Origin of the sequence: Photorhabdus stackebrandtii, from assembly GCF_011189495.1 — a bacterium.
Taxonomy (GTDB): domain Bacteria; phylum Pseudomonadota; class Gammaproteobacteria; order Enterobacterales; family Enterobacteriaceae; genus Photorhabdus; species Photorhabdus khanii.
In genome coordinates this window covers 140,639-163,732 of the sequence record NZ_PUJV01000010.1, presented here as the reverse complement: position 1 = coordinate 163,732, position 23,094 = coordinate 140,639, and the positions used below count along the sequence as shown (strand labels likewise).

Below are 23,094 nucleotides of genomic sequence, written 5' to 3'. Positions count from 1 at the left end.
TATCACGGCAGGTGTGATGGAGGTGTTCAAGTTCGGCTTTTTGTTCATCGGTAATGAATATTTTCATGACGGATACCCTGAACCTCATTTGGGCGAAAATCAAGCAGTTTCAATGAGCACAGGTATATACCTCTATTTGCATCAGGCCGAAAAGTATTATCAAAGTATGATGTCAGCATGCCGACCAAGTTAAATATTATTGATAATGACAAGACAAATCATAATCCATAGTACGTATTTAAATAAACAACAAATAAGGGAATGACTATCCTGCTAAAGTTAATAATATATCCATAAATTTCATAAAATCTTTGGGATTCATTATCATCTACATTCAATTTTGTATTTGATATTCCAAGACCACACCGACAGGTTGTCTTGATTAATGTAATAACATAAAGAAATATAATTGGATCAGCTACAGATAAAAAAGCATGACAATGCCGTTAATAAAGAACAATAGCATCCTCCATTTTAATATATTTCCGTTGTCAAACAGCTTGCCGAATAATCCACTTGCCACCAAAAATGGAATAGCAAAGCAAGCACCTAATATTCCCATTTCAGATGGCGTAGAATGCAGACTATATATCGCTATGATGATTAAAATAGCGTAATCAAGATAAGTATCAAGTTCATTTACACCTATACTAATGTACTTTTTCATCGGTTATCACCCAGATTAGGATAGGCATAAACATATATTTACACCTATCCTTAGTTTGTAAAAAAAACATATTAGCTAGCCAGAGGTTGGTAATCAATAATTACTCCTTTCAAAATTTAGGTTAACATTAAATCATTTCCCGATAGGGAAACTAAATATAAGCAAACATATTCCTCCATGTAAATTAGCTGTTAAAATAAAAATTTTATTATTGTGAGCCAACTCATATTTTTCTAACTTTCCAATATTCCTTATTCTTGTATTTGAAAAACCATTTAAATACATACATATACCACATGAAATATTGAATAATTTTTCCCGCATTAATCTCATTGCCCACATTTATTTACATCCAGAATTAATAAATGCATTACATATCAACACGTATAAAAAAAGAAGCCCCAATCTTGTATTCACAAAACCGGAGCCTAGTGCCTTTCGCTTTATGTCGGGGATCTGAGCACCATGACAAGATGGGAGAAGAACCGTCAACTAGCTACGCCTTGGAAGCTGGCTCATAACTTGAACCATTTTCACCGAAAAAACATTTACTATCGAGATAACGATCGCACATAAACTGGGTAGTAGCTGCGCAATAAAACCAAGAATAGTTCCCTGGCTTACCGGGGAATGATGATTGAACCTCACCACCCATAGCAATCTGCATGAAAGCGGGGTTTGTCAGGTAAGCATAAACCAGACCGCAAATCCCCGTGACCAGCAGAAAACTTATCAGCATGGCGACCACCGCCCCCACCATCTGAGATAATCTTGTTCTGATTGAATTGATGGTGAGAGCAGTCAGGCAACCTGGAGCAAAACCCCAGCCCAATATATACCAAACAATAATTAACCCCTTCAGCGCAGTGTTGTGCGCCATTTCCAGAATATCGGCACGCCACAATATCAAATTCAGACATGCAGCCAGCACAGCCAGAAATACGGAAATAGCGAAACTGTTGGGTAAACTCGATTCTTTATTCACTAAAACACCTTTAGACAGTCAAGGAATCTTGCACCTTTTATCGAATTAAGAAGAAAACTACCCAAAATGCCAGCAATGAGTGCAGCAGTGTATCCTTTAATAAGGAACAACAACGGCATTTCTATTGAGCCCCAATAATTCAGCCCCACGTTGTGATCCAGCCCCCAGCAAAGTGTCTGGCAAACACTGAAAAACAGAGCGCTACTTACTGCGGTCATGATATAAGCTCCGGCACTTCCAGGCATAAAACGAGCTGAGAGCAGATAGGTCAATCCCCCAACGGCGGCCCCCATGCCGATACCGCATAAACCAAGAGCCCATACCAGACGCCATACCAGCGGACCATTGTCGGGAAATAAAATAAAACTCATTAAAAGAAATCCAGCCTCTGCGATAAAACCCAGAGAAATAAACAGTTTAATCGTGCGTATAGCACGTTTTTCACCTTCTGCCACCGCATATTGCCGATGTTGTTCATTCACAGTTTGATTAGACATTTTTCATCTCCTTAACGTCCGTTAAGCATCACAAAATACCGCGGAAAATGGTCTGATAGAGCTTTTTAAAGCTGAATCCAAATTGTCTTTCTCCAAAACAGAGGAAATTGCATTTCCTTCATAATTTACCTCTAATTTATTTCAATCACTGGTTTTGCTTAATTATATGAACTATTACTGAATAAAGTCCGAATAATAGATCAAATAAATTATTTGAGAATACAAGAAATCAACAGGTCAAAGAAAACAAACTATATATGATGTAATTACTATGGTATGAGGATGAAAACCTGTCAATGTAAAAGAAGAAATTAAGAAAACAGTCCAATATATAGGCTTAATATTTTGATACTTTATCCGGCCAACCTGACAGAGCCCTTGCGTTATTATCATATTGATCTACAGAGATAAACAGCAGGAATAAACACTGAACTTGAGTTGGCAAACAACGGCACGCATATTCTATCTTGTCAATTTAACTGCCACATTCAAAGAACTGGTTTTCAAATGATAAAAAATGTGATCCCATTTATTTCCACAAGAAATAACAGCGTTCATTTCTGCGTTCTCAACTCCCGAATACTCTTAGCGTCATAATTATTTCATCATAGTTAATAACTTGCGATTTGATTTTTTATCACTAAAGTATAATAAATAATTCCGAGCGTTTAATTTTATAATAAAAATATTCAAGTATAGGCACAGTTTCAACTTTATGGATTTGACAATAACCTGATACTTAGTTATGACTTTATTTAAGAAACAACAAGATAATTATTTAATGAACTTATTGCTATCAAGACAGAATAATGACAATCATGATAATCAATAAAGCTCAATATTTAGATTCTACTGCCCCATATCTATAGGGAGAGATATAACTGCCATGAATAAATCCGATCAAGAATTTAATGTTAATGAAAGTACTGTAAAGGTAGATGGAAAGGATGTCAGGTTCTTCACAGCTAAACCTCCGGGCCTAACTAAGGATAATGCCAAGAGTAATACCGTGGTGTTGGTGCATGGTACCAGCGGAAATACAACGCTGCATTTCTGCCATCTATTTCCACTACTTGCCACAAAACACGCCGTTATATCACTGGATTTTTCTCAACCAGTGAAAGCGGGTGAGCCCCTTACTCTTGAACATCTTGAAAAACAGGTCGAAGCCGTTATTGAAACAGCTGCACCAGGGGAATCTGTCACTCTGATAGGTTATTCTCTGGGCGCAGTCGTTGCTGCTTCTGTTGCCGCTAAACGTCCGGATCTGGTTCGTAATTTAGTTATGCTCGCAGGATGGATGAAAACAGATTTACAGATAGAAAGGCTTGTTGCTGTCTGGCGTCATTTATGTGAAACCAACTCACCTGTTCTTACCGAATTCGTCATGTATTGTGCTTCTGGTGTCCCCGGTCATGTGAATATGGTTCCAGACCCGCCTGCAACCGGATTTGAAAATATCAATCCGGGGGAATTCGATATATTGCAACTAGACCTTGATGCCCGGGTTGATATCACTCAGATTGCACCAGCAATAAAAGCTACAACGCTGATTATTGGCTGTACACACGATAAAATAATACCTACCTACCATAGCAAAGCACTTTTCGGCGCAATCCTGGATGCACGCTATACAGAGATAGAAGCCGGACATGCTGTCATTTATGAACGCCCTGCCCAGTTAATGCTGGTTATTGACCAGTTCTGCACGGCACCTTCACTTTACCCTGCCGGGACCATTATTCCCGCAGACCAGCTATAATCCCTTTTACGCTTTGGAGAACTATTATGAATAAAAGTACACCAGACCATAATCCAGAAGCAGATATATCACAGGTCACAGATGCGGAAATTATCATCATCGGCGCAGGTTTTGCCGGCCTTGGTATGGGAGCCCAGCTTAAGCGCCGATCTCAGCACAATTTTCTCATCCTTGAACGTGCCGATGATGTAGGAGGCACCTGGCGCGATAACACTTATCCCGGTATAGCCTGTGACGTCCCCTCACACCTTTATTCTTACTCATTTCGCCCCAATCCTGACTGGTCTCATGTTTTTTCACCAGGGAATGAAATATTCACCTATCTTCAGGATACCGCTCGGGATGAAGGGCTATTGCCTCACATCCACTTTGGCGCCAACGTTGAAAAAGCCTATTGGGATAACCAAAAAGAGCGCTGGATAATTATCACCGCCGCAGGTGTTTTCAGTGGGCGGTTCTTGATAACAGGCACCGGGCATTTAACAGATGCAAATCTTCCACAGATCGAAGGTTTGAGCAGCTTTACTGGGGAAGTTTTTCATTCAGCCCGCTGGAAAAATGATGTCTCTCTTCAAGGTAAGCGAGTCGGTATCATCGGATCGGGTGCTTCAGCAACTCAGATAGTGCCTGAAGTAGCTCAAAGTGTCTCTGAACTTGTTGTTTTCCAGCGAAGCCCATCCTACATTATTCCACGTCCTGACCGAAGTTATTCAGATAGTGAAAAACAGCGTTTCCGACGCGATCCAGAGTCTATTCCCGCTGTTCGTTCAGATATATTCTGGCATTTTGAATCTCTGTACCCAGCCCGTCGTTCCATTCCTCAATATCTGGCAGAATTCAAACGCATAGCCTCAGATCATCTTAAACGGCAAATCCCCGATCCAGAATTACGTGCAAAACTCACTCCCAACTATGAAGCGGGTTGTAAAAGGTTTGTGATTGCAAGCAATTATTATCCTACGTTTCTACGAGATAACGTTAAACTCGAAACATCAGCCTTGCAGCGTATAAATGGGCAAAATGCAATTTCAGTGGCCGGCAACAGTTATCCACTTGATGTGCTAATCTTCTGTACTGGCTTTCAAACCACCCAACCACCTTATTCCCGCCTGGTTCATGGCCGTGATGGCCTCAGCCTTGCTGATCACTGGGCCCAAGGTATGGAAGCATTTGCATCAACCACAGTGACAGGTTTTCCAAACCTATTTATTATCAACGGACCGAATGCAACGCTTACTCATAACTCAATAATTTATATGATTGAGTCTCAAATAGAATACATTCTCGGTGCTATTGAATACAGCAGGAAAAATAACAACTACGTACTTGAAGTTTCTCCCGAAGCTCAACATCGTTATGTAACCGAATTACAAGAGCAAATTAATGGCACAGTATGGGTTGGAGATAATTGTACAAGCTGGTACCGTGATTCCCGAAACAAGCGTTTAACACTGATATGGCCTGATTTTGCTCACACATTCAGGCAACACAATAGCAAATTTGATCCTGCTCCTTATATGTCTCATACGACGACCGAAATCACTAACCCATAAGCTCTCAGCAGCGATTGGATATTCATTCTTTGAGACGGCAAGGGAAAGAGCTTGTCCCCCTTGCCGATACCAACAATCACTTTAGAATGGTTTAGTCGGCAAATACTTCCCGTCAAGCGTAATCACGGCACGGGAACCGCCATTAGGGTCATCAACCTTCTTGATATCAAGCTTGAAGTCAATCGCACTGATAATGCCATCACCAAACTTCTCATGGACCAGCGCCTTTAACGTTGAACCGTAAACTTGCACCATTTCGTAGAATCGATAAATAGTCGGATCAGTCGGTACACCTCCAGGGATGCTGCCGCGCACAGGGATAGTTTGCAGCAAAATGAAAGCATTCTCATCAAGTTCAAGCCGGTCAACCACAATCTTCGCAGCATCGGCAGGCAATGGATGCTGGCCGAGCAGTGCAGCGGTAACGAATGCAAGACTCAAGCCAGTTCCTTGTGCAATATCTTCAAACGTCAAATTCTTGCGTGTTTTGGCGTCGATGATAGCATCGGTAAGGATCTGGCGGGGAGTTTGGGAATATTGAGATTGTGTCATAACGATTTCCTTTGGATTAATGGGCTATTCAAATGCCGTGGTGAAACATGGATTGTGTTGCAGAAACATGCGGATAATCAGCAAGCGAAACAAATTGGCCAAGCAAGCCGTCTAGTGCATCGATCGAACCAGCCTCTATGTCGTAAATCCAGCCGTGTAGATTCAGGTGTCCTTGTTCCAGCGCGAACGCCACGGACGGATGGGTTTTGATATTGGCAATTTGAGCGATGACGTTTTCGCGCGCCATCGAGTCAATTCGAGCAGGCTCACGTTGGGTTAGAAGCTCTGGAACCACATGGCTGTCGGAGCACGCGACAAACAAAATACGCGGATTTTGGCTGGTAGCAAGTCGCTTGAAAAGCTTGCAACGCTTCGGAAATATCTCGCGCTGGAATTGCAAAAAGCCTTCGATAATATCTTGCATGTCTTCACTCCATCGTGATGGATAAGAAAGCTGATGGATGAAGAATGAACGAATTTATCTATAGCGTCAAAGATCGGATTACTATCATCTCTATAGTATTTCCCAATAGTTGATTGTCGTTCTGCGGCGACACATTTGTTAATAATCCAGTAGTCACATCTTTTTATTTCAGGAACTGGCATATAAACTTTGCTACCTACTATTATTAGTCGGTTTTGGAACCATTTGAGAAAGTTGCACGCAATTTCCCAAATGATGCGGATGCGATTATTGCAACGTATAAGCAGTTAAAAGAAAAAGATTTTGACAACCCTGCGGAATTACGAAACCAGTTCCCTAGTCTTGATAATTTCAAGTACAGAAATAAGTGGTGGGTGATAGACATAGGCGGGCAAAACTTACGAATGATTGCCTATATAAATTTCGTTAATAAATGATGCGGCTTTTTTATCGTCTTCATTCTGTTCAAACCTTACCACCGGGTTGCCAAGCAAGCGGCCTATCACTACTTGGTAAACAGGAATAAGCTGCGGGGTAATACCCGGTCTTTCCTACACAAATCTCTTGGTCTATTCGAGGGATTTTTTTGAACTTTTGCTTGTCTTGCTGATCTCAACAAAAAACAGTGATTGAGGTAACTTAGGATGTTTTCAGCCAACACCGAGCAATGGGCAAAAGAGCTCTTTCAACATGCTGAATTAGGCGATACGCGCCGTTCGAAACGTCTGGTTCAGATTGCCTGTTCGCTGGCTAACCACACAGGACAATCTCTCGTGTAATCTTTGAAAGACACCACTTCGCTGCTTTTTTCCCATGCTTCTATGGTTGATGAGTTGGGACATACCACATCCAGCAAATATTCCCGTGGACTGCATGCCCACTCTGTCTTGCTGTTTGCCCCCAATGAACAGCAGGTGGTTGGGCTTATTGAACAACGGTTAAAGACTTACGGATGCAAAGTAAAGAGAATCTGGAGCGGATAAGAGTGATATTGGCTTTCATCGCGGTACGTCTACACCAACTTCGTTACCTCGGACTTAACAGAGAAGCCGCAGAAAAGCAAAGTCGTGAAGAGGTTCGAAGTCCTCTGGCCTGGAAACTTCTGTAGTCTAGGCAAGAGAAGAGTCAACCCTCTAAAACCCCCAGCCTTTATTAGGCCTATATTAGCTTAGGTAAGCTGGCAGGCTGGTATGATTCCAAACGGAGAGGCCGAGTGGGCAGGGATAAGGTTATGGGAAGGATGGTTCATGTTACAAACCATCTAGGAGGGTTACCTGCTAGCTCAGTCTTTTGACCTGTAAATGTGATGCAAGAGACAGCTCCCTGTGGGGGTTTTGCTTTTATGCTAGTGTCAAAAATATCTTGGCTAATTTTATAAGGTTGAATGCCATGTAAAAATGTAAAGAAAGGAGTCTTTTATGGAGCTGTCTACGCGCAGAATTAAGGCTCTGTACACTTGGCAGAATTACTACTGTATTGATGTCAAATCACGTTTTTTGCAAAGTGAGCTACTTCAAGCTCATGAAGTACATTATTTGGGTGATTTTATGCAGAAACCATTAGCCAATGAGTTCAACATCAAGGTTGCCCCTATTTCCCGCCGCCCAAAAACTAAAAGATGCCCATTTTTTTAACTGGGCATATTAGTTTAGCATCTTAGAGTCAACTTATTTGCGCTATAATTTTGTTTGAGATCTCTTCCACCTCATACAATTTGTGGATCGCGATATCCCGGATTAATGTTGGCTTAAGCGGAATGATAATGTCGTGAATTGGATTGTGCAACCATAGAGCCACGAAATGACACCAAGGTAAATTAAGTTGCCGCACTTCATAGCTTTGCTGTTGAACCCTACTATCCATTTCCGCTGCAAGGAGCGCCTCCACTGTCGAGACGGGTATCGGGCCATCAAGAGTCATCGAAGAGACGATGAGATTTGCATCGTGCATGTTCAAATGGAGGTCGGACACGGCAGAGCTGCCTGACAACAATAGATACCTCCAACCTGTAGCATGGGCAGCTTTGGTCAAAGATTTCGTTTTTTCAAATTCATTGCGATCGACATAGTACATTTTAATCGGGTTCGACGATGAGACATCGTTGGTATTTATTTTATTGTTTTTGTCAGCTTCGCTAAGCGAGCCTCCGTCTATAATACCTTGCAAAAAAGAAACGATAACACTGTCCGCTCCGCTTGGATCGTTCACAAAGGAAATAGTCATTTACGTGCCTCATGTATTGTTGGTTGTTTTGTTGGTTGTTTAGTAAAGCAGGTTTGCCTCCAGTCAGCTTCTGAATCTCCATAGTAATATAACGGGAATATATGGGCATTCTCGAGCGTTTTCGTATTGTCCCACGGATTGCAAACCTCCCAAACTGGATATGGATTTGTCGATGATTGTGGCACCAGATCGAATCCGCCTGATATCACTACTGCGTGACCCCCAGTATCACCCAAGGCGGGAATTTTCTTTGAGAAAATAACGGCAACGACAAATGGACTATTATTAGCCAGTTCTTGTGCACAACGGTTAAAATCAGCTTTTCCTTTTATTTCTTCCTTAAGCGCCCCTATCACCTCCAAGGACGTGTTTGGCATTCCCTCCTTATTGCAATTATCACCACCTGGAAAATGGTTGTAGGGAGCTACACAAGATCCAGGGTTAAGCTGTCGGGCACCAGAATAAATCGGCTCTTGTAGGTAACGATACGGTCTCCGCGCATAATAACTGCCTACACTCGCAGCCACAGCGATCCAGCACCAAAACGTTTGCTCCTGCCTCTGCGCGTACCCTTTACGCCAGAAATCCGTGACATAGGGTTGTTTGTCAGCTTCTATGCTACGTTTGGAGGCAGAAAGCGCCACTCTCTTTAAAGAGAGGCATCTTGGTAAATTGCCATTTTGAATATCAGTCATGTTGTCCTCACTTGTTGAAAATGCGACTCCAGTTTTAGAATTTCAGATCACCAATCACATTGGATTTTATGTTCGTAAATTATAAAGATCACATATAAAAAAAGACGTTATATTAACATATTGTGGTAGCGTAGTTAATTTGGCTCTCGGATTAGTTGTTATTTGTTTTGTATAAACATGGGGTTGTGAAGAGACATATTTATACAAAAAATAGCTATTAATCTGATGTTCAAATTAACTATGACGGCATCATAAACAGGATCTTTAGCGCCAACCGGTTATTTTAGATAGAAAAAAGGCTTTATTTATGATCTGATAATTGTCGCCAAACAAAATACCGAGATCAGAGAATAAAGCCGATGACAATTATCCCCACAAAACTTCAGTTAATGCCATTCTTCAGTGACGTTTTTCTTGAAAAAACCGCCCGCCGAGGTGGCTTTATGGAACGGCTCAGAAATATTGGGCCGCTGTTTCTGGTTCTCAGTCTGATTGCCGCACTGAGCAAAGGAAACTGCACCTCCATCGCTGACCTGCACCGGCAATTTAACGGCATGTGTCTGAGTGAAAAACACACTGTCGCCTATAAACCCTTCCATAATCAGTTGCGTAAAAGCGCCTTCGCCGATTTTATGAAGACACTGGTAACTTGGGCGCGATTATTCATCATGCCGGGTCGGAAATAGAACACCCTCTGGATTGGGCCCTGAAATATCTCGCCAAAAATGCGTTGAAGTTGCCCCAAGGAAAATCCAATAAAAATAATGGGTTGGAGGGTATTTTCGAGAGACTTAATGCTTAAGGTTCAGTGTATGATGACGGCATAATATGTTAATTGTGGCTGTTTTTTTATATATGTTTTTTATAATTTACGAGCTTAAAATCCAATGTGATTGGTGATCTGAAATTCTAAAACTGGAGTCGCATTTTCAACAAGTGAGGACAACATGACTGATATTCAAAATGGCAATTTACCGAGATGCCTCTCTTTAAAGAGAGTGGCGCTTTCTGCCTCCAAACGTAGCATAGAAGCCGACAAACAACCCTATGTCACGGATTTCTGGCGTAAAGGGTACGTGCAGAGGCAGGAGCAAACGTTTTGGTGCTGGATCGCTGTGGCTGCGAGTGTAGGCAGTTATTATGTGCGGAGACCGTATCATTACCTACAAGAGCCGATTTATTCTGAAGTCCGACAGCTTAACCCTGGATCTTGTGTAGCTCCCTACAACCATTTTCCAGGTGGTGATAATTGCAATAAGGAGGGAATGCCAGACAAGTCCTTAGGAGCAATAGGAGCTCTTGAGAAAGCAATAGAAGGAAAAGCTGATGCAAGTCTTTGTACAGAAGAACTGTTTAATAGTCGGCCATTTGTCGTTGCCGTTTTTTTCTCAAAGAAAATTCCCGCCTTGGGTGATACTGGGGGTCACGCAGTGGTAATATCGGCCGGATTCAATATGAAGGAGTCACAACCACCGTTACATCCAGTTTGGGAAGTGTGTAACCCGTGGGACAATACGAGATCTTTGGAGAATTACGAGACATTCCCGTTATATTACTATGGAGATCCAAAAGCTCGCTGGGCGCAAACCTGCTTTACTAAACAACCAACAAAACAACCAACAATACATGAGGCACGTAAATGACTATATGGACACCGACTCAATTCAAGTGGGTGAGTAAATTTTTCTGACAACGTAGTCGCAAACATATATTCGGCTTCAATGAGCCCTGATGAAAATCCGCACTCTCTGCCCTAATTATTTCAACAGTCTAAATCCGGTATCAAAGTTTGATACCGGATTTTGAAACCTTTTAAGGATCTGTCAACCGATCAACTGAATCGGCACTACACATTAGCCGGGGTTTATGGCGGTTTTCGCTAAATCTATATAGCAAGCGCTCTAACTCATCTACTTACTACCTTGCTAAGTTTCGTGATCTGCTCAGGGATAAGCTACGGAGTTATACCACCAACTATTAGCACTAACGACAAACCGACGTTGACATGCTCGGGAGGCCCATTATAGTCTTCACTCCATCGTGGCCGATAAGACAGGTGAAGAATGAGCAAATTTTTCTATAGTTTCAAAGATCGGGCTGTCATTATTTCCATATTACTTTCAAATAGTTAATTGACATGCTACTGCGACACATTCGTTATCTTCTGGCGATTGCCGAACATCAGAGCTTCACTCGCGCCGCAGAGGAACTTCATGTCTCGCAGCCGACCCTATCGCAACAAATCAGACAGCTTGAGGAATCACTGCATGTGCAGTTATTCGACCGATCGGGAAGGAGTGTGCGGCTCACCGACGCTGGCGAGGTATACACAAGTTACGCCCGTCGTGCATTGCAGGATCTGGATGCTGGGCAGCGTGCGATTCACGATGTACAGGATTTAAGCCGTGGATTGCTCAGACTCGCAATGACACCCACCTTCACTACTTGCTTCATCGGCCATTGGGTAGAGCGTTTCAACACCCTCTATCCGGGAATTACATTGAATATCAAGGAAATGACGCAAGATCAGATCGAGGTAGCTTTAGTAGAGAACCAGCTCGATCTCGGCATCGCGTTTTCAGAGGTGCGATCCCCCGATATTGATAGCGAGCCATTGTTCATCGAAACACTCAGCCTGATCGTTGGTCAATCACATCGATTCATCGGTCAACAAACATCATTGACAGCGAAGACGCTGGAATATGAAGGATTAGCGCTATTAAGCAAAGACTTTGCAACGCGAAATCATATCGATTTGTACTTCCAAAAACAGGAGATCACACCGCGCATTGCCATTGAGGCTAACTCAATCAGCGCAATTGTAGAGATTGTCCGCCGGGGACGGCTCGCGACTTTGTTACCTGATGTCATAGCCCACGAACAAGCCGGGCTATATTCCATCTTCATTCAACCTCCGCTGCCGCAGCGCAATGCTGTGCTGTTGTGGCGCAGCAGCGCATATCGAAGCGCTGCAAGTCAGGCGTTTGCCAATCTGATCACGCACCGTTTCGACGTACGCTAAGAAAGTAATAATTCCTTTGGTGGCTTCCGAGTTAGGGCAACCAATCCATAAGTTTGTTTCTAATGTAATCAGATGAAAGACGCTCCTGCTCTAAACGTGAAGATTGGAACCGGCCAGAGATGAGATCATTAAACAACTGTGCTTCATCTTCATTTAGCGACAAAGGATTGGATTCAACTGGATTTGGTTCAGAAACCATTCTATCTTCATGAATTTTAACAGTTTCAACATCCATCATCAGCGATTCAATATCCATAAACTTGTCTCTGGCGTCACTGAGAATAGACAAGCCCCAAGTATCAATATCTCCCCAATACCCTACACGCTTGCCTTTCAACCATGCCGCATCCATCCAGGCAACGTTTTTCCCTCCTCCTATCACCGCTACTGTGCCAGGCATGTCGGGTAACGCCAAACCAGACTGTAAGTTTTCGACTACTAATATATTCGGTGCTGGAAGTTCGTGCTGTTTAAGTAATTCACCAGGTATTTGAAGTATCGGAATTCCACCAAGCGCGGCCATCGCAGTATGGCAAAGCGGTCTGATGGTTAACCAACCCTTGGGATTTGTTAAACAACCCAACCAAGCTGTAAGACCGCCAAATGCTGAAACGGCACCTTTGTGAATCACATCGGTCAACTCTTCGATCAGGATTTGGTGGTTCTCAAGAAACTTAGTATCAATACCAATGAGGGGTAATGCTCTTAAATATTGTCCTTCCCCCAAGCCTTGCTTTAATTGTGGAAGCAGCTTTGCCAATAATTCTGCATCTCTCAGAGAGAGTTTTTCCACAATGTCTATACACTTAACCAATGCAGGATAGAGCTCTTTCTCAACCCGCAAAAATGGCTTCATATTTCTTTCCCATACCTTACTTCGGGAAAGGGCATCATTCCCTAAAAATTGAATCAAATGTTGCACCGATTCAATGGCAACAAAAGTTGGGATACGTTGTTCAGACAACTCCCGGAAATTTTTAGAAGACCACTCCACAAGATCTTGATAGGGAAATGATTTCCACTCATCAACAAACCGCTGAAAATGAACCATATCTGATATGGCAGACCTGCCTCTGGGTGGTTTTAAACCAACGCGAACAGGGAATGCTTTGCTGCCCAGTAATCGGGCTTTTAGTGAGGAAAGATTATCCCACTCACGTTGCCTAATGAGGTTCTTAACCTGCGCCGGTAATAACCCCCAGCGCACCCCATTCTGCTCTCTTTTCATATCAGTTTCTCAAGTTCGATACCTAAACCAAAAGCCTCAGCAGCTAACTTTTTCTCCTTCTCTTCACCCATTCTCCGGTCAATTTCTTCCCAAGTGACTTCACATAAATGGCTGTCGTGGTTTTCCTGGTCTCTTTCAGCAATGAGCAACGAGCGGGCCGATTCTCTCGCCAAGTTCAGGTTTTTATAAGGCGTAATCAAATTAACGTGAATATGCAGTTCCCTAAATACCCGGAGCACACGCCGGCTTACTGTTTCGGCCGTATTCGAGAACGCTTCGTCCAGGAAAACAGTACAGTAAACAGGTCGATCATAGCCATTCGGCGTTAAAACATAGGCCAAACTTGCCGCGACAATAGTTGCCGCAAACGACTCTTTCTCCCCACCTGACTTTCCACTGGATGACTCCAATACATCACGAATCTCACCTGTATTGATATCCAATTCTTCGGCATAAAATGACATCTGATAACGAGAATCAAGCAGCCTTAAACTTTCCAGTGTATTTGAGGAACCTGATGCACTCGCTTTCCCAAGGATCTCAACTACCTTAGCCAACTGACGGAACCGTGCTTCATGGTCATCACTGGTTACCTGACTAAGCACCTTACGCAGATGCTGTTCAAACTCATTAACATGCGGGAATTTCTCTCTTTTTGAACCCAGCTTTAAATGTGTCTCTGATCGAAACTCTGTACGCTTGAGGACCCGGTTAATGATGTCAATCCGCTCGATAATATCTTCTCGTTCAGATTCAAGCTTAGTTTTAATTCGTGCCAGCGACTGCGTTGCATGCTTATTCAAACGTTCAATAAACTGCTCTACCAGGTTGGGAAGCCCCTCTTCTTCCAGTTGCCGTAAATGATTAAGATAATCAGGTAAGCTGCCAATATCACTTTGCCAGTCAACTGTGAAGACTTGCCATTTATCATTAGACCTGAACGAAACCATAATACTAATGGCTGATCTTTCTGCTCTGTCTTTATTGTTCCGCCTAGAATCTAATAGACGATCCAACTCTTCTTCAACTTTCGACACCAATTCAGCCATCCGGCTTAAATCGTTTGTATTAAGCACGCCAACCCGAATCGCAAGTAACTGCCTGGCTAAATCAGGTAATCCCTTCGCCGCTTTTTCCCGCGCTTTATTCCATTCTTCTTGTGCATTTCTCAGCGTATTTTTAACGCCACCAGAATCAGAGTTGAGTTGATTTAATACCGATTGAATTTGAGCCAATTGCTCTTTAGCTGATTCCCAACGCTCTCTGGCCTTATCAAGATCACCGCCTGATTGTTCCAACACCTTAAGGTCAGCTTGCAAATCAGAAAGCTTTTCATGCCAATAAGGAGCATTAATATCATCCCAACGGTAACTTTGGATCTTCTCCCAAAGTATTTTACGATCAGAAACAGAATTCAAATCCTGACGGGCCTGGCTCACCTTTTTTCCGGTTTCTTCCAGTTTCAAGTCTAAATCTTTTTTATCGTTATTAAGAATGGCTAAACGTGATTTGTTTGAAAAGCCCAGACACCAGCGTCTTCTATCATCTATCCGGTGCTGATCTTTTTTCTCAAAGCGACCTTTATCCATGTGCATTAGTCCCTGCTGTGTCATCGAAAACGGTGTTTGATCCAATTCTTCCGTATTCGAAACACATTGCAGGTCAAATCTCTGCAAGTGATGCTTGAGCCACTCCCGATAAGGGTGAATGCGCCATACCAGTTTCCTTAAATAACCATCAGGCTTAAACTCCGCCGATTGACCCTGGTTAGTCACAGCATCATTCACAACTTGAACGCGTACATGCAAACCCGTATGCCGGGTATTTAACCAGCGAGTTACCATCGAATAACAATGATGTGGCACAGCAAGTGTTGTTCGTAATCCGCCTAACGCCCTCTCTATCGCGCCTTGCCATCTCTTTTCATGATCTTCGACGTCGATAAGCTCACCGATAAATACACATTGGTCTTTACTTAATTCTAAGGAATTAACCAGTTCATCCCGCAGTTGCTGATATTTCACATCAATATTAGAATCCGGCCTTGCCTCGATTTCCCGAATTTCCTGAGAGATATCATGGATATTTGCTTGCAACTCACTGAATTTGGCACTGATGGTGGCAAACCTGTCCTGATACTCTTCTTCGTCACGCTGAATACTGGCAAGCCTGGCTGATGCTTCGGATTGATTTTTGAGAAATACAGCCTCCTCTAATACAGAAGGAAGAGCCAGTTCATTAGCATGAGTTTGATATTGCGATGAATTTCGAACCACACGATTCAATTGATCTTGGGTATGACCCATTTCTTTTCGAAGCGATTCTATTTTATCCCCGCCAAACTGAAGATATTCCTCATGTCTTCGTTCAACCAGCTTATCGGCATCAACTTTCTGCCCTTCAGCTTGCTTAATTTTTAGGGATAGTGCTTCAAGTTCAGCCTCAATATCGGCAATTTTCTCATTCCACAATTGCGCGAAGATTTCCCCAAAGTAGACCGGGAGACTACTTCTTTCGACCGTCAGCTCCTCAAATTCTTTCGTCGTTTTTTCGATAATTGAGCTGAGCTCAGGTAATTTAGATAAATGCACCTGTTGTGCTCTTGCATCCACTAATTGACTATGAATCGCCACCAGATCAGCAAACTCTTCCACTACCTTTTTGGCATCATCTTTGACTGTACTCGGTTCAAGTACCAATTCACGAATCAACCCGGTTAAATCATCAATTTTTTTCAGGCCCAACGCCCGCGACAACAGTGCAGGCGCATTTTTATTATCCATATACAGAAGCTTTCGGTACAGCTCCTGATAATCAGAAAAATTATCATCACAGCATGTAATTGCCGGGTCATCACGAAGCCATTGCTTGAATGCCCGAGCATTGCCTTCCCCAAAGGCATCAAGCATTTCCTTAAGTGTCAGATCTCTTTTAGCGACAACATAAACTCGAGTCACATCCGCCAATACATTCGTCGACTTAGTGATCCAGAAAAGCGCCGCAAGCGTGATTTTTGAGCCATCATCACCCTGATATAAAGCTCTAAGCCCAGTCACCACTCCAGATTCACGCTTACTTCTGACTCTCGTACCCGCGCCATCATGGGCAGATCCAAAACTTCCCCGCATATAAGAAAGTAAAGTCCGGTCAGAACGATCACCCTGCGCCGCAGCCACATTAAAGGTTGCCTTTCCGGCAGGAAGGAGCAAAGCCATAAGGCCATCAATAAAAGTCGATTTTCCCGCGCCGTTATCCCCAGTGACCAGGGTTCCCATAGGATCGATCAACGCGGTATGCAAGCCGTTAAATGACCCCCAGTTATAAACTGAGAGTTCGGCTAATCTGATTTGACCAACATGAAATAATGAATCAGCCGAAAGAGTTTGATCAGTCATTTTCATCTCCTGTTTCCTCCTCTCCATTTTGATAATCAACAGCGTTGCTGCCATTTTTATTTAGCTCAATACCCTTCTCATCCGCCATTTTCAGGTATTCATTCAGCATACTTTCGAGAAATTCAGCACTGACTACGTAGCGGATCACCGGTGTAATTTCGAAGCGATCCTCACTTCCCCGCACTGAACTCAATATTTTTTTCGTCACCATTTTCTCAAGAGCACCCTTGAGTTTTCTCCGGTCAGATTTAGTACTGTTTGTCAGCGGTAAAAACGGTGTCAAATGGGATTCTATACGCTCGATATCAATGATAATCCTTTGCTCACCTGACGTTTCCCGATCCTGGTAGTGTTTGCGCAGCACTAACAGCAACAACGTATCGTATAAAGAGAGCGTCCTTCGGCTAATCAGAGAGACAACCTCTTCATCATCTATACCCAATGACTCGGTATCTTCCTCATTTTGAAAACCGGCTATAAAGGCGACACCCGCTTTCTCATCTAAAACCAGCTTCAAATAGACTTCTGACAGATGTTTGCGTACAGCACATTGGTATCGACAAAGCGATTCAAACAACTTGGCTTTCTGCGAAGACAATATAACGCCCTGACGCAGCAAGCTAACCAGCACCCGGCGCGCATCAGGTGGCATGCTACTACTTGAACTTTCAGAGTGATCACTGGCTAACACATCATCAACTTCAACGGATGAGCTTTTATTGGCAGCGACATCAGATTCAACAGCGGATGTGCCTGTAAGCGGGTTATACCCTGATTGAGTATGATGTTTTATCAACTGATCGAAGAACCCTGTTTGCTGTTCTTTCTGAGGATCTGAATCAGACTTCTCGAGGGTTGCGGGGGTACCATTATCTTTATTCAACTTTTTGTCTTTATGCATTCCAACCCTCACACAATGATATCTACAGCCACTTTCTATTCACCATTACAGGACCAATTCATCCAAACTGTCTGGAAACAGGTCGGCACTCAGAAGAAAAGTGGGGATAGACGCCCGCAAGCGAACTCCCTGTTTGTCACTAATTTCAATTGATTCCTTCTCTTCCAATAATGCCGCCCCGACAGATTTCGCAACCCGTAAATAGGCAACTAACTCCTCCAACCCTGAATTAAGCGGGTGATAATGTGCAATAGATGCAATCGTCATTGGACCAAACTCTTTTAACGTTTCTAATGCCCTCTCAGCGATCAATCGGATTTGAACAGTATCAAGGCAATCCAGCATCTGTATACTCGGTTCTCGAGAGTTAAACCGCTCTTCAACACCAGAGGTATCCAGCTTTTCATCGGGTGATTTAAGGAGCATGCTTTCGGGAGAACTAATACTTGCCGCCCCAACGGGCAATGAAAGAGCTGTTGTTGTTTGCAAGTCGCAATCAGCATTCCTCAATTCAACAGCAAGTCGTTCCAATTGACCAAGCAATCTATCAACAGCACGATTTTCTTGAGCAGTGCCACTCTCTATGTAAGCACGCAAGCTCTCTTCTGTTCTTCGTCTGATTTGAAAAACTCGGTCACTCTCACGGCTCAATTCTCGCATGAGCTGACTTAAGAATTGCCGTTGCGGGGTACTTAAGTGTTCTGCGACCGGGCGATTTAAAATGCTTCGAAGCTGATCCCGCAACTCCATAGTTCTATTTTGATCACATAACAAATCAAAAAAGCTTTCAAACGCACTACCGGCATCCGTTTTAGCCAATAGCGCTTCTTTTTCCAAAACAGAGAGAAGAACATCTCCTCTGGTGGAATCTCCCTCAATAATTTGAATACGAATTTCCTGATCCAACCGACGAATTTCATCTTCAACACGGCGAAAATCACCCGTTAAAACAGAAGCCAACTGGTAGATTTCACGAATTCTTTCCCGCTGCTCAACCTCGGTCAGTTCGGTTACAACGCCAGCCCTTAGAGCATCAATCTCTCTCTGAATTTCAGATTTTCTATCTTCCAAAAGCGTAACACGCTCATCGACATTTGGGCTAATCGCCACCGCAAAGTCCCTGACCGCTTCCTGAACAATTCGAAGATGAGACGCAGTAGTTCCTGAACTGCGCTCATCAAGTCCCTGACTAAAACGGAGCGCAATTTCACTGGCATCCGTTTTAGTTAATGTGTCATCCATCTCACGCAACCAGCCTTCCCGAATCCATTTATTGAGATAAGTGCCAGCCCCCGTTTCCGTTTCCCAAAGACCAAGTTCACGACAGCGTACCAGCTCTGCATCAAGTGACACACGGGCACGACTAAAAGGGACTTCACTATCCTCCGAAAATAACTCACCCAAAAATGCCAAAATTAAAGGGGAATTATCAGCTCTTAACAGTTTCCAGGCTGCACTTTCCTGAAATAGACGGCGGTACTTTGCCTGTAACCCTTGGAAGTTCAACTTGCCTCCCTCTGTGTGGTTATGAGTAAAAAGCGATTAAATGAGTACTGGCTCGTCACCACCCTTTCCAAAAAGCCACCACTAAGAATTTTGTATAATTCACAATCAAATAAAAACCATATCATCATGTTTTTTATTATGTCAACGCCTGTTATTAACTCTTGTAATTATTAGGCGCTGTGATCAGAGAGAATTAAGCTTATAAAGCCATCCATTTTTTGAAGAAGGCAGTAAGATGATGAAAAACAAAAGCGATTAGCGCAGATAATTTAAGGTGATAAACAATGTCTCAATTATCATCAGCAAGGGAAGCGGCGGGAATCCCCCTTTGAAGTTAAAGATGGGCGGTCTGTCCAGACCGCCCCGATGCAAACAGTGGAAAATTCCTGCGCGTTACTTCCTGCGGACAGGCAAACCAGTACCGCGAACGCCATCCTGTGGTAAAACCAGCACCGCTACCGACCAAGCCGGCAACGTAACCGCGCCATCTTTTGCTATTTTGATACCAGCCGCCAGCGAGGTGTTGCCCAGCTCGCTTTGAATATCGTTCAACTTCAATCCCTTGACATTAAGATCTCTCACCGTAGCAAACCATGGTGCAGCATTGATCACCACCACCAAGCCGTCAAACCGCAAATCGCGGTCATCATCGATGGTATTACCATCATCTATCGTCATCACCAGTAATCCGAGTTGCTGATTCGGCCCGATATTACGGAAATCGACACGTTGCTTAACCGATGCACCATCACCAAGCGTCATCAGTGGTGAAAATTGACGCAGGCGCAGCAGTTCCTGATAAAAAGCGGTCATCTGCAATAACTCAGTTTGGCTTGGTTTATCCACTACGTTTTTCACTCGTTCAATCAATGCGTAATTTCCACCATCATCACGCAAGCCTGGCATACCAACATCATAGTTATTGTCTTGGTAAGTGTAGCTGACACGGTTAAACCAATCGCCGGCATTATAGGAATCACGGGTAAAAGATTTAGAACGTAGTAGTTCCGAGCCATGTTGGGCGAAGGCCAATCCCTGCCCAAGGAATGTAGTAGCAAGGGATATTGCCTGCATGCGAACCCTGGTTGCCAGATCCGCCTCGCGTGCAGCTTTGTAGCTGATTATGTCCCATAACGTTTGATTATCATGCTTGGAGACATAATTGATCACCTCAATTGGATCAGCGGCATAACCCGCTATAGCTCCTTTATAGTCAATTTCTCTGCCGGTTTTCACCGCCCCATCTTTATCGATCAACACGAAATCAGCCAAATTGCCCGCCATACCCAAACGTACCAGATCCGCCAAATGACGTACCTCATTAGCATTTAACCAAGTCTGTTCGTTAGGTAACGTTCCGGCACCATTACCCACTCCCTGGTTAATACGAATGCTGTCAGCGGAATCGAACGGTCCTCCACCCTGTACTGCGTCACGCAATCGATCAGAGAAAGTACCGATCCCGGTGCCTTTAAGATTAATCTGTGAAGCGATTTCGAAACGGTCACCCTGCCCGGAATTCCAACCTTCACCGAAGAAGTAGACCGATGGGTTAATTGCGCGTACTTTTGCCAGTGCCAATAATATCTGTGCCTTAGGATGAAAGCCCATTAAGTCAAATCGGAATGCGTCGATCTTATAGTCTTTAACCCAGGTAACCAATGAGTCTTCGATTAGTTTAGCGAACATGCGATGCTCTGGCGCTGTATCGTGACAACAGGTATTAGATTCAACATTACCGCTGATTTCATTCAGACGATGATAGTACCAAGGGACTATCTTATCTAATACGGAAGATCTGTCTGTTGGGCCCGCAGCATTGGTGTGGTTGTACGCTACATCCATAACCACATTCATTCCCAATTGCTGCTTGATGGCCTGAATCATGGCGCGAAACTCTTTTATACGTACCGAACCTTCCGCATCTGTGGCATAAGAGCCTTCTGGTACTGAATAATGGAACGGATCATAGCCCCAGTTGTAGGAATCGGTTTCTGCAATCATTGCATTCAACTCTTGTACCTGTGGATTACTAGCGCTATCACTGCTCTGCAACTCCTGCAACACTTCACCCACAGTTTGTGAACTATTACAGTAATCAGCAAAGCGACTATTTCTCACCATAGTGTTGACCTGACATAAGCGACTAAATGGGTGGTTAAGGTCAGCCACTTGGTCGCTGAATTCATTAACGGAAGCCAAATCAAATACCGGCAACAGCTCCATATGAGTGACTCCTGCCTGGCTCAGTGCTTTAAGATGCTTGAACATATCGCTGTTGTTGGCAGTCAGAGCCAGATATTTACCGCGCCAGGCTTCCGGTACTGTGCTATCTGCAACGGAGAGATCACGGACATGAGATTCGTATATGGTCATGCGCGCAATGTCCGCCGGTGTACTTTGCGAACGCGGCATAATCAGGCTATCCCAGTTTTGTGGTTTCAGTGCCTCATCATCCAAGTTAACGACCTGACTGTATTCCGAATTGGTAGACAGACTATGGGAATAGGGATCAGTGACCTCATAGTGCTCCACATTGCGGGAACGGGGATGGTATACCGTTAGAGCATAACGGTAGTAAGCACCAACCAGCGCCTCATCACCTTGCCATGACCAAGAGCCACTTGCAGGATCACGGCTCATTGGATGGTTGGCGATTACCTGTTTATTTGCATCATAGATAACCACTCCGACATTCTGAGCAGTAGGCGCCCACAAGCGGAAGGTCACACCTGCATCGCTGATCAGCGCACCATATTCCAACGTCTCAGCTGCATCAGCAAAACGGTCATCTAGCACTCCGGCAGTTTGTACTTGAGTTGCCGATAATAACAAGCCTTCTTTATTGGTCGCCAGCGCGACCAGATCACCGGTGAGTAACGTCTCGACATCCGTATCTTCTGGCAGGTGGAATGCTGTTAATTTCTTCAAGTGCGGGAATCGATCAGCCGTTTTCTGGTTCAGAGTAGTCGGTGTTAATGCCAGATAGCTATCGGTGAAGTCTCCCTGGTCATTGGCTACCACTTTACTTCGGCTATGATATAAACGGACATAAGGCTTATCTGCTCCGCCTGACCACAGCAGTGTCTGGTTGTCGACCCAATGTGCCGAAGCCTGGGAAACACCGAACACAGATTCAAAGGCTGCCGCCCGACTACTATAGATTTGGTTACTGCCTGGTACCACAGAGACGGTACGGTCACTGAAATCGGAGAAAGAAATTTTCAGGTCACTGTCGATCAATTTAATGTTGTTGCCATCACGTACAATAAAGTTGATACAACCTTCATTCTTAGTTAACGGTACGACCCAGTAAGGACCATAACTATCACTGCCAGTGGGAGTTGCGCTGGTATCGTTCCAATTTAATGAAGGGAAAGCCAGTGCATCACAACTGCTATCATTCCACAAATAGAGGCTATTGGTACTGTAGTCACGATTTGTTGTCGGGTTGTTTTGACTTAATTCAGCAATGTCCACCAGATGGATCACGGCTTGTAAATCACCAGCACGGGCCGCTTCACCCGGTATTTTGATAGAGAAATGTGCCATCGGTTCTTCCAGGGTATCAAGTAAAGGGTTATTGTTATCACAGCCTGCCAGTAAAACAAATGTACCACTCAATAGGGCTTGGTAAGCCTTTTTATCGAAGTGAGTTACCATAATCAGACCTTTTAATAATAG

At 43.7% G+C, this 23,094-nt stretch carries 21 protein-coding genes and 3 pseudogenes; 11 read left to right on the top strand and 13 right to left on the bottom strand.

Annotation, left to right across the window (positions count from 1 at the left end):
- The coding region (locus C5470_RS22480; RefSeq protein WP_207626960.1) for a hypothetical protein at nt 1-193 on the top strand (193 nt) is incomplete at its 5' end.
- A gap of 225 nt (nt 194-418) precedes the next feature.
- On the opposite strand, the gene C5470_RS11195 is transcribed toward C5470_RS22480, so the two are convergent.
- From C5470_RS11195 to C5470_RS11180, 4 genes are all read right to left on the bottom strand, one after another.
- Nucleotides 419-667, bottom strand: coding sequence for a hypothetical protein (locus C5470_RS11195; protein WP_166288888.1), 249 nt, complete (start codon nt 665-667; stop codon nt 419-421).
- A gap of 132 nt (nt 668-799) precedes the next feature.
- On the bottom strand, nt 800-1,009 hold the full coding sequence (locus C5470_RS11190) for a hypothetical protein (protein ID WP_131601492.1): 210 nt from the start codon (nt 1,007-1,009) through the stop codon (nt 800-802).
- A 154-nt stretch (nt 1,010-1,163) separates the two neighbouring features.
- Nucleotides 1,164-1,652 carry a hypothetical protein gene (locus C5470_RS11185; RefSeq protein ID WP_242687931.1) on the bottom strand — a complete coding sequence of 163 codons (489 nt, stop codon included), beginning with the start codon at nt 1,650-1,652 and terminating at the stop codon, nt 1,164-1,166.
- A complete protein-coding gene (locus C5470_RS11180; RefSeq protein WP_036846435.1) occupies nt 1,652-2,149 on the bottom strand; it encodes a hypothetical protein in 498 nt (165 codons plus the stop codon). The genes C5470_RS11185 and C5470_RS11180 overlap by 1 nt, the downstream gene beginning before the upstream one ends.
- An 886-nt stretch (nt 2,150-3,035) precedes the next feature.
- Here C5470_RS11180 and C5470_RS11175 point away from each other — a divergent pair.
- Together C5470_RS11175 and C5470_RS11170 are read left to right on the top strand one after the other, a co-directional pair.
- Nucleotides 3,036-3,911: an alpha/beta fold hydrolase gene (locus C5470_RS11175; RefSeq protein WP_166288885.1), complete on the top strand. Its 876-nt coding sequence runs from the start codon at nt 3,036-3,038 to the stop codon at nt 3,909-3,911.
- A 26-nt stretch (nt 3,912-3,937) separates the two neighbouring features.
- Nucleotides 3,938-5,464 (top strand): flavin-containing monooxygenase, encoded by a 1,527-nt coding sequence (locus tag C5470_RS11170; RefSeq protein WP_166288882.1) that lies wholly within the window; start codon nt 3,938-3,940, stop codon nt 5,462-5,464.
- Between the two features lie 81 nt (nt 5,465-5,545).
- On the opposite strand, the gene cynS is transcribed toward C5470_RS11170, so the two are convergent.
- On the bottom strand, nt 5,546-6,016 hold the full coding sequence (gene cynS, locus C5470_RS11165) for a cyanase (RefSeq protein WP_166288879.1): 471 nt from the start codon (nt 6,014-6,016) through the stop codon (nt 5,546-5,548).
- Nucleotides 6,017-6,044: 28 nt separating this feature from the next.
- Nucleotides 6,045-6,440: a carbonic anhydrase gene (locus C5470_RS11160; protein ID WP_166288876.1), complete on the bottom strand. Its 396-nt coding sequence runs from the start codon at nt 6,438-6,440 to the stop codon at nt 6,045-6,047.
- A gap of 215 nt (nt 6,441-6,655) precedes the next feature.
- On the opposite strand from C5470_RS11160, the pseudogene C5470_RS11155 reads away from it, so the two are divergent.
- The 5 genes and pseudogenes from C5470_RS11155 to C5470_RS11145 form a co-directional block, all read left to right on the top strand.
- Nucleotides 6,656-6,874, top strand: a pseudogene (locus tag C5470_RS11155) (type II toxin-antitoxin system HigB family toxin); the annotation flags it as partial.
- Between the two features lie 210 nt (nt 6,875-7,084).
- Nucleotides 7,085-7,219 carry an IS4/Tn5 family transposase DNA-binding protein gene (locus C5470_RS23650; protein ID WP_422631068.1) on the top strand — a complete coding sequence of 45 codons (135 nt, stop codon included), beginning with the start codon at nt 7,085-7,087 and terminating at the stop codon, nt 7,217-7,219.
- Between the two features lie 3 nt (nt 7,220-7,222).
- The gene (locus C5470_RS23645; RefSeq protein WP_422631067.1) at nt 7,223-7,423 is read left to right on the top strand and encodes a hypothetical protein; all 201 of its coding nucleotides are present in this window, start codon (nt 7,223-7,225) and stop codon (nt 7,421-7,423) included.
- Nucleotides 7,372-7,705, top strand: a pseudogene (locus C5470_RS23640) (IS4 family transposase); the annotation flags it as partial. The gene C5470_RS23645 and the pseudogene C5470_RS23640, both read left to right, overlap by 52 nt.
- Nucleotides 7,706-7,858: 153 nt before the next feature.
- Nucleotides 7,859-8,074: a hypothetical protein gene (locus C5470_RS11145; RefSeq protein ID WP_166288870.1), complete on the top strand. Its 216-nt coding sequence runs from the start codon at nt 7,859-7,861 to the stop codon at nt 8,072-8,074.
- Between the two features lie 28 nt (nt 8,075-8,102).
- Here the strand turns inward: C5470_RS11145 and C5470_RS11140 are convergent, their stop codons facing one another.
- Nucleotides 8,103-8,663 carry a hypothetical protein gene (locus C5470_RS11140; protein WP_166288867.1) on the bottom strand — a complete coding sequence of 187 codons (561 nt, stop codon included), beginning with the start codon at nt 8,661-8,663 and terminating at the stop codon, nt 8,103-8,105.
- Complete coding sequence (locus tag C5470_RS11135) at nt 8,660-9,307, bottom strand: C39 family peptidase (RefSeq protein WP_166288864.1); 648 nt, start codon at nt 9,305-9,307, stop codon at nt 8,660-8,662. Before C5470_RS11135 ends, C5470_RS11140 begins: the two co-directional genes overlap by 4 nt.
- Nucleotides 9,308-9,717: 410 nt before the next feature.
- On the opposite strand from C5470_RS11135, the pseudogene C5470_RS11130 reads away from it, so the two are divergent.
- The 3 genes and pseudogenes from C5470_RS11130 to cynR all read left to right on the top strand — a co-directional run.
- Nucleotides 9,718-10,005: pseudogene (locus C5470_RS11130) on the top strand (IS4 family transposase); the annotation flags it as partial.
- A 300-nt stretch (nt 10,006-10,305) separates the two neighbouring features.
- Nucleotides 10,306-11,001 carry a hypothetical protein gene (locus tag C5470_RS11125; protein ID WP_166288861.1) on the top strand — a complete coding sequence of 232 codons (696 nt, stop codon included), beginning with the start codon at nt 10,306-10,308 and terminating at the stop codon, nt 10,999-11,001.
- A gap of 494 nt (nt 11,002-11,495) precedes the next feature.
- A complete protein-coding gene (gene cynR / locus C5470_RS11120) occupies nt 11,496-12,380 on the top strand; it encodes a transcriptional regulator CynR (protein ID WP_166288858.1) in 885 nt (294 codons plus the stop codon).
- A 31-nt stretch (nt 12,381-12,411) separates the two neighbouring features.
- Here cynR and C5470_RS11115 read toward each other — a convergent pair whose 3' ends face one another.
- The 5 genes from C5470_RS11115 to pulA form a co-directional block, all read right to left on the bottom strand.
- Nucleotides 12,412-13,608: a DUF3322 domain-containing protein gene (locus tag C5470_RS11115; RefSeq protein WP_166288855.1), complete on the bottom strand. Its 1,197-nt coding sequence runs from the start codon at nt 13,606-13,608 to the stop codon at nt 12,412-12,414.
- Nucleotides 13,605-17,003 carry an ATP-binding protein gene (locus tag C5470_RS11110; RefSeq protein WP_242687927.1) on the bottom strand — a complete coding sequence of 1,133 codons (3,399 nt, stop codon included), beginning with the start codon at nt 17,001-17,003 and terminating at the stop codon, nt 13,605-13,607. Before C5470_RS11110 ends, C5470_RS11115 begins: the two co-directional genes overlap by 4 nt.
- Complete coding sequence (locus tag C5470_RS11105) at nt 16,996-17,904, bottom strand: DUF4194 domain-containing protein (protein WP_051477373.1); 909 nt, start codon at nt 17,902-17,904, stop codon at nt 16,996-16,998. Before C5470_RS11105 ends, C5470_RS11110 begins: the two co-directional genes overlap by 8 nt.
- 45 nt (nt 17,905-17,949) lie before the next feature.
- Nucleotides 17,950-19,410: a DUF3375 domain-containing protein gene (locus C5470_RS11100; RefSeq protein ID WP_152963211.1), complete on the bottom strand. Its 1,461-nt coding sequence runs from the start codon at nt 19,408-19,410 to the stop codon at nt 17,950-17,952.
- Nucleotides 19,411-19,803: 393 nt separating this feature from the next.
- Nucleotides 19,804-23,073, bottom strand: a complete 3,270-nt coding sequence (gene pulA / locus C5470_RS11095) for a pullulanase-type alpha-1,6-glucosidase (protein WP_166288849.1) — start codon at nt 23,071-23,073, stop codon at nt 19,804-19,806.
- Between the last annotated feature and the right edge of the window lie 21 nt (nt 23,074-23,094).

Bases quoted from the DNA above. Each gene is read 5' to 3' on its own strand.
- C5470_RS11195 (WP_166288888.1), bottom strand. From the start codon at position 667: ATGAAAAAGTACATTAGTATAGGTGTAAATGAACTTGATACTTATCTT.
- C5470_RS11190 (WP_131601492.1), bottom strand. From the start codon at position 1,009: ATGTGGGCAATGAGATTAATGCGGGAAAAATTATTCAATATTTCATGT.
- C5470_RS11180 (WP_036846435.1), bottom strand. From the start codon at position 2,149: ATGTCTAATCAAACTGTGAATGAACAACATCGGCAATATGCGGTGGCA.
- C5470_RS11175 (WP_166288885.1), top strand. From the start codon at position 3,036: ATGAATAAATCCGATCAAGAATTTAATGTTAATGAAAGTACTGTAAAG.
- C5470_RS11170 (WP_166288882.1), top strand. From the start codon at position 3,938: ATGAATAAAAGTACACCAGACCATAATCCAGAAGCAGATATATCACAG.
- cynS (WP_166288879.1), bottom strand. From the start codon at position 6,016: ATGACACAATCTCAATATTCCCAAACTCCCCGCCAGATCCTTACCGAT.
- C5470_RS11160 (WP_166288876.1), bottom strand. From the start codon at position 6,440: ATGCAAGATATTATCGAAGGCTTTTTGCAATTCCAGCGCGAGATATTT.
- C5470_RS23650 (WP_422631068.1), top strand. From the start codon at position 7,085: ATGTTTTCAGCCAACACCGAGCAATGGGCAAAAGAGCTCTTTCAACAT.
- C5470_RS11145 (WP_166288870.1), top strand. From the start codon at position 7,859: ATGGAGCTGTCTACGCGCAGAATTAAGGCTCTGTACACTTGGCAGAAT.
- C5470_RS11140 (WP_166288867.1), bottom strand. From the start codon at position 8,663: ATGACTATTTCCTTTGTGAACGATCCAAGCGGAGCGGACAGTGTTATC.
- C5470_RS11125 (WP_166288861.1), top strand. From the start codon at position 10,306: ATGACTGATATTCAAAATGGCAATTTACCGAGATGCCTCTCTTTAAAG.
- cynR (WP_166288858.1), top strand. From the start codon at position 11,496: ATGCTACTGCGACACATTCGTTATCTTCTGGCGATTGCCGAACATCAG.
- C5470_RS11115 (WP_166288855.1), bottom strand. From the start codon at position 13,608: ATGAAAAGAGAGCAGAATGGGGTGCGCTGGGGGTTATTACCGGCGCAG.
- C5470_RS11110 (WP_242687927.1), bottom strand. From the start codon at position 17,003: ATGACTGATCAAACTCTTTCGGCTGATTCATTATTTCATGTTGGTCAA.
- C5470_RS11105 (WP_051477373.1), bottom strand. From the start codon at position 17,904: ATGCATAAAGACAAAAAGTTGAATAAAGATAATGGTACCCCCGCAACC.
- pulA (WP_166288849.1), bottom strand. From the start codon at position 23,073: ATGGTAACTCACTTCGATAAAAAGGCTTACCAAGCCCTATTGAGTGGT.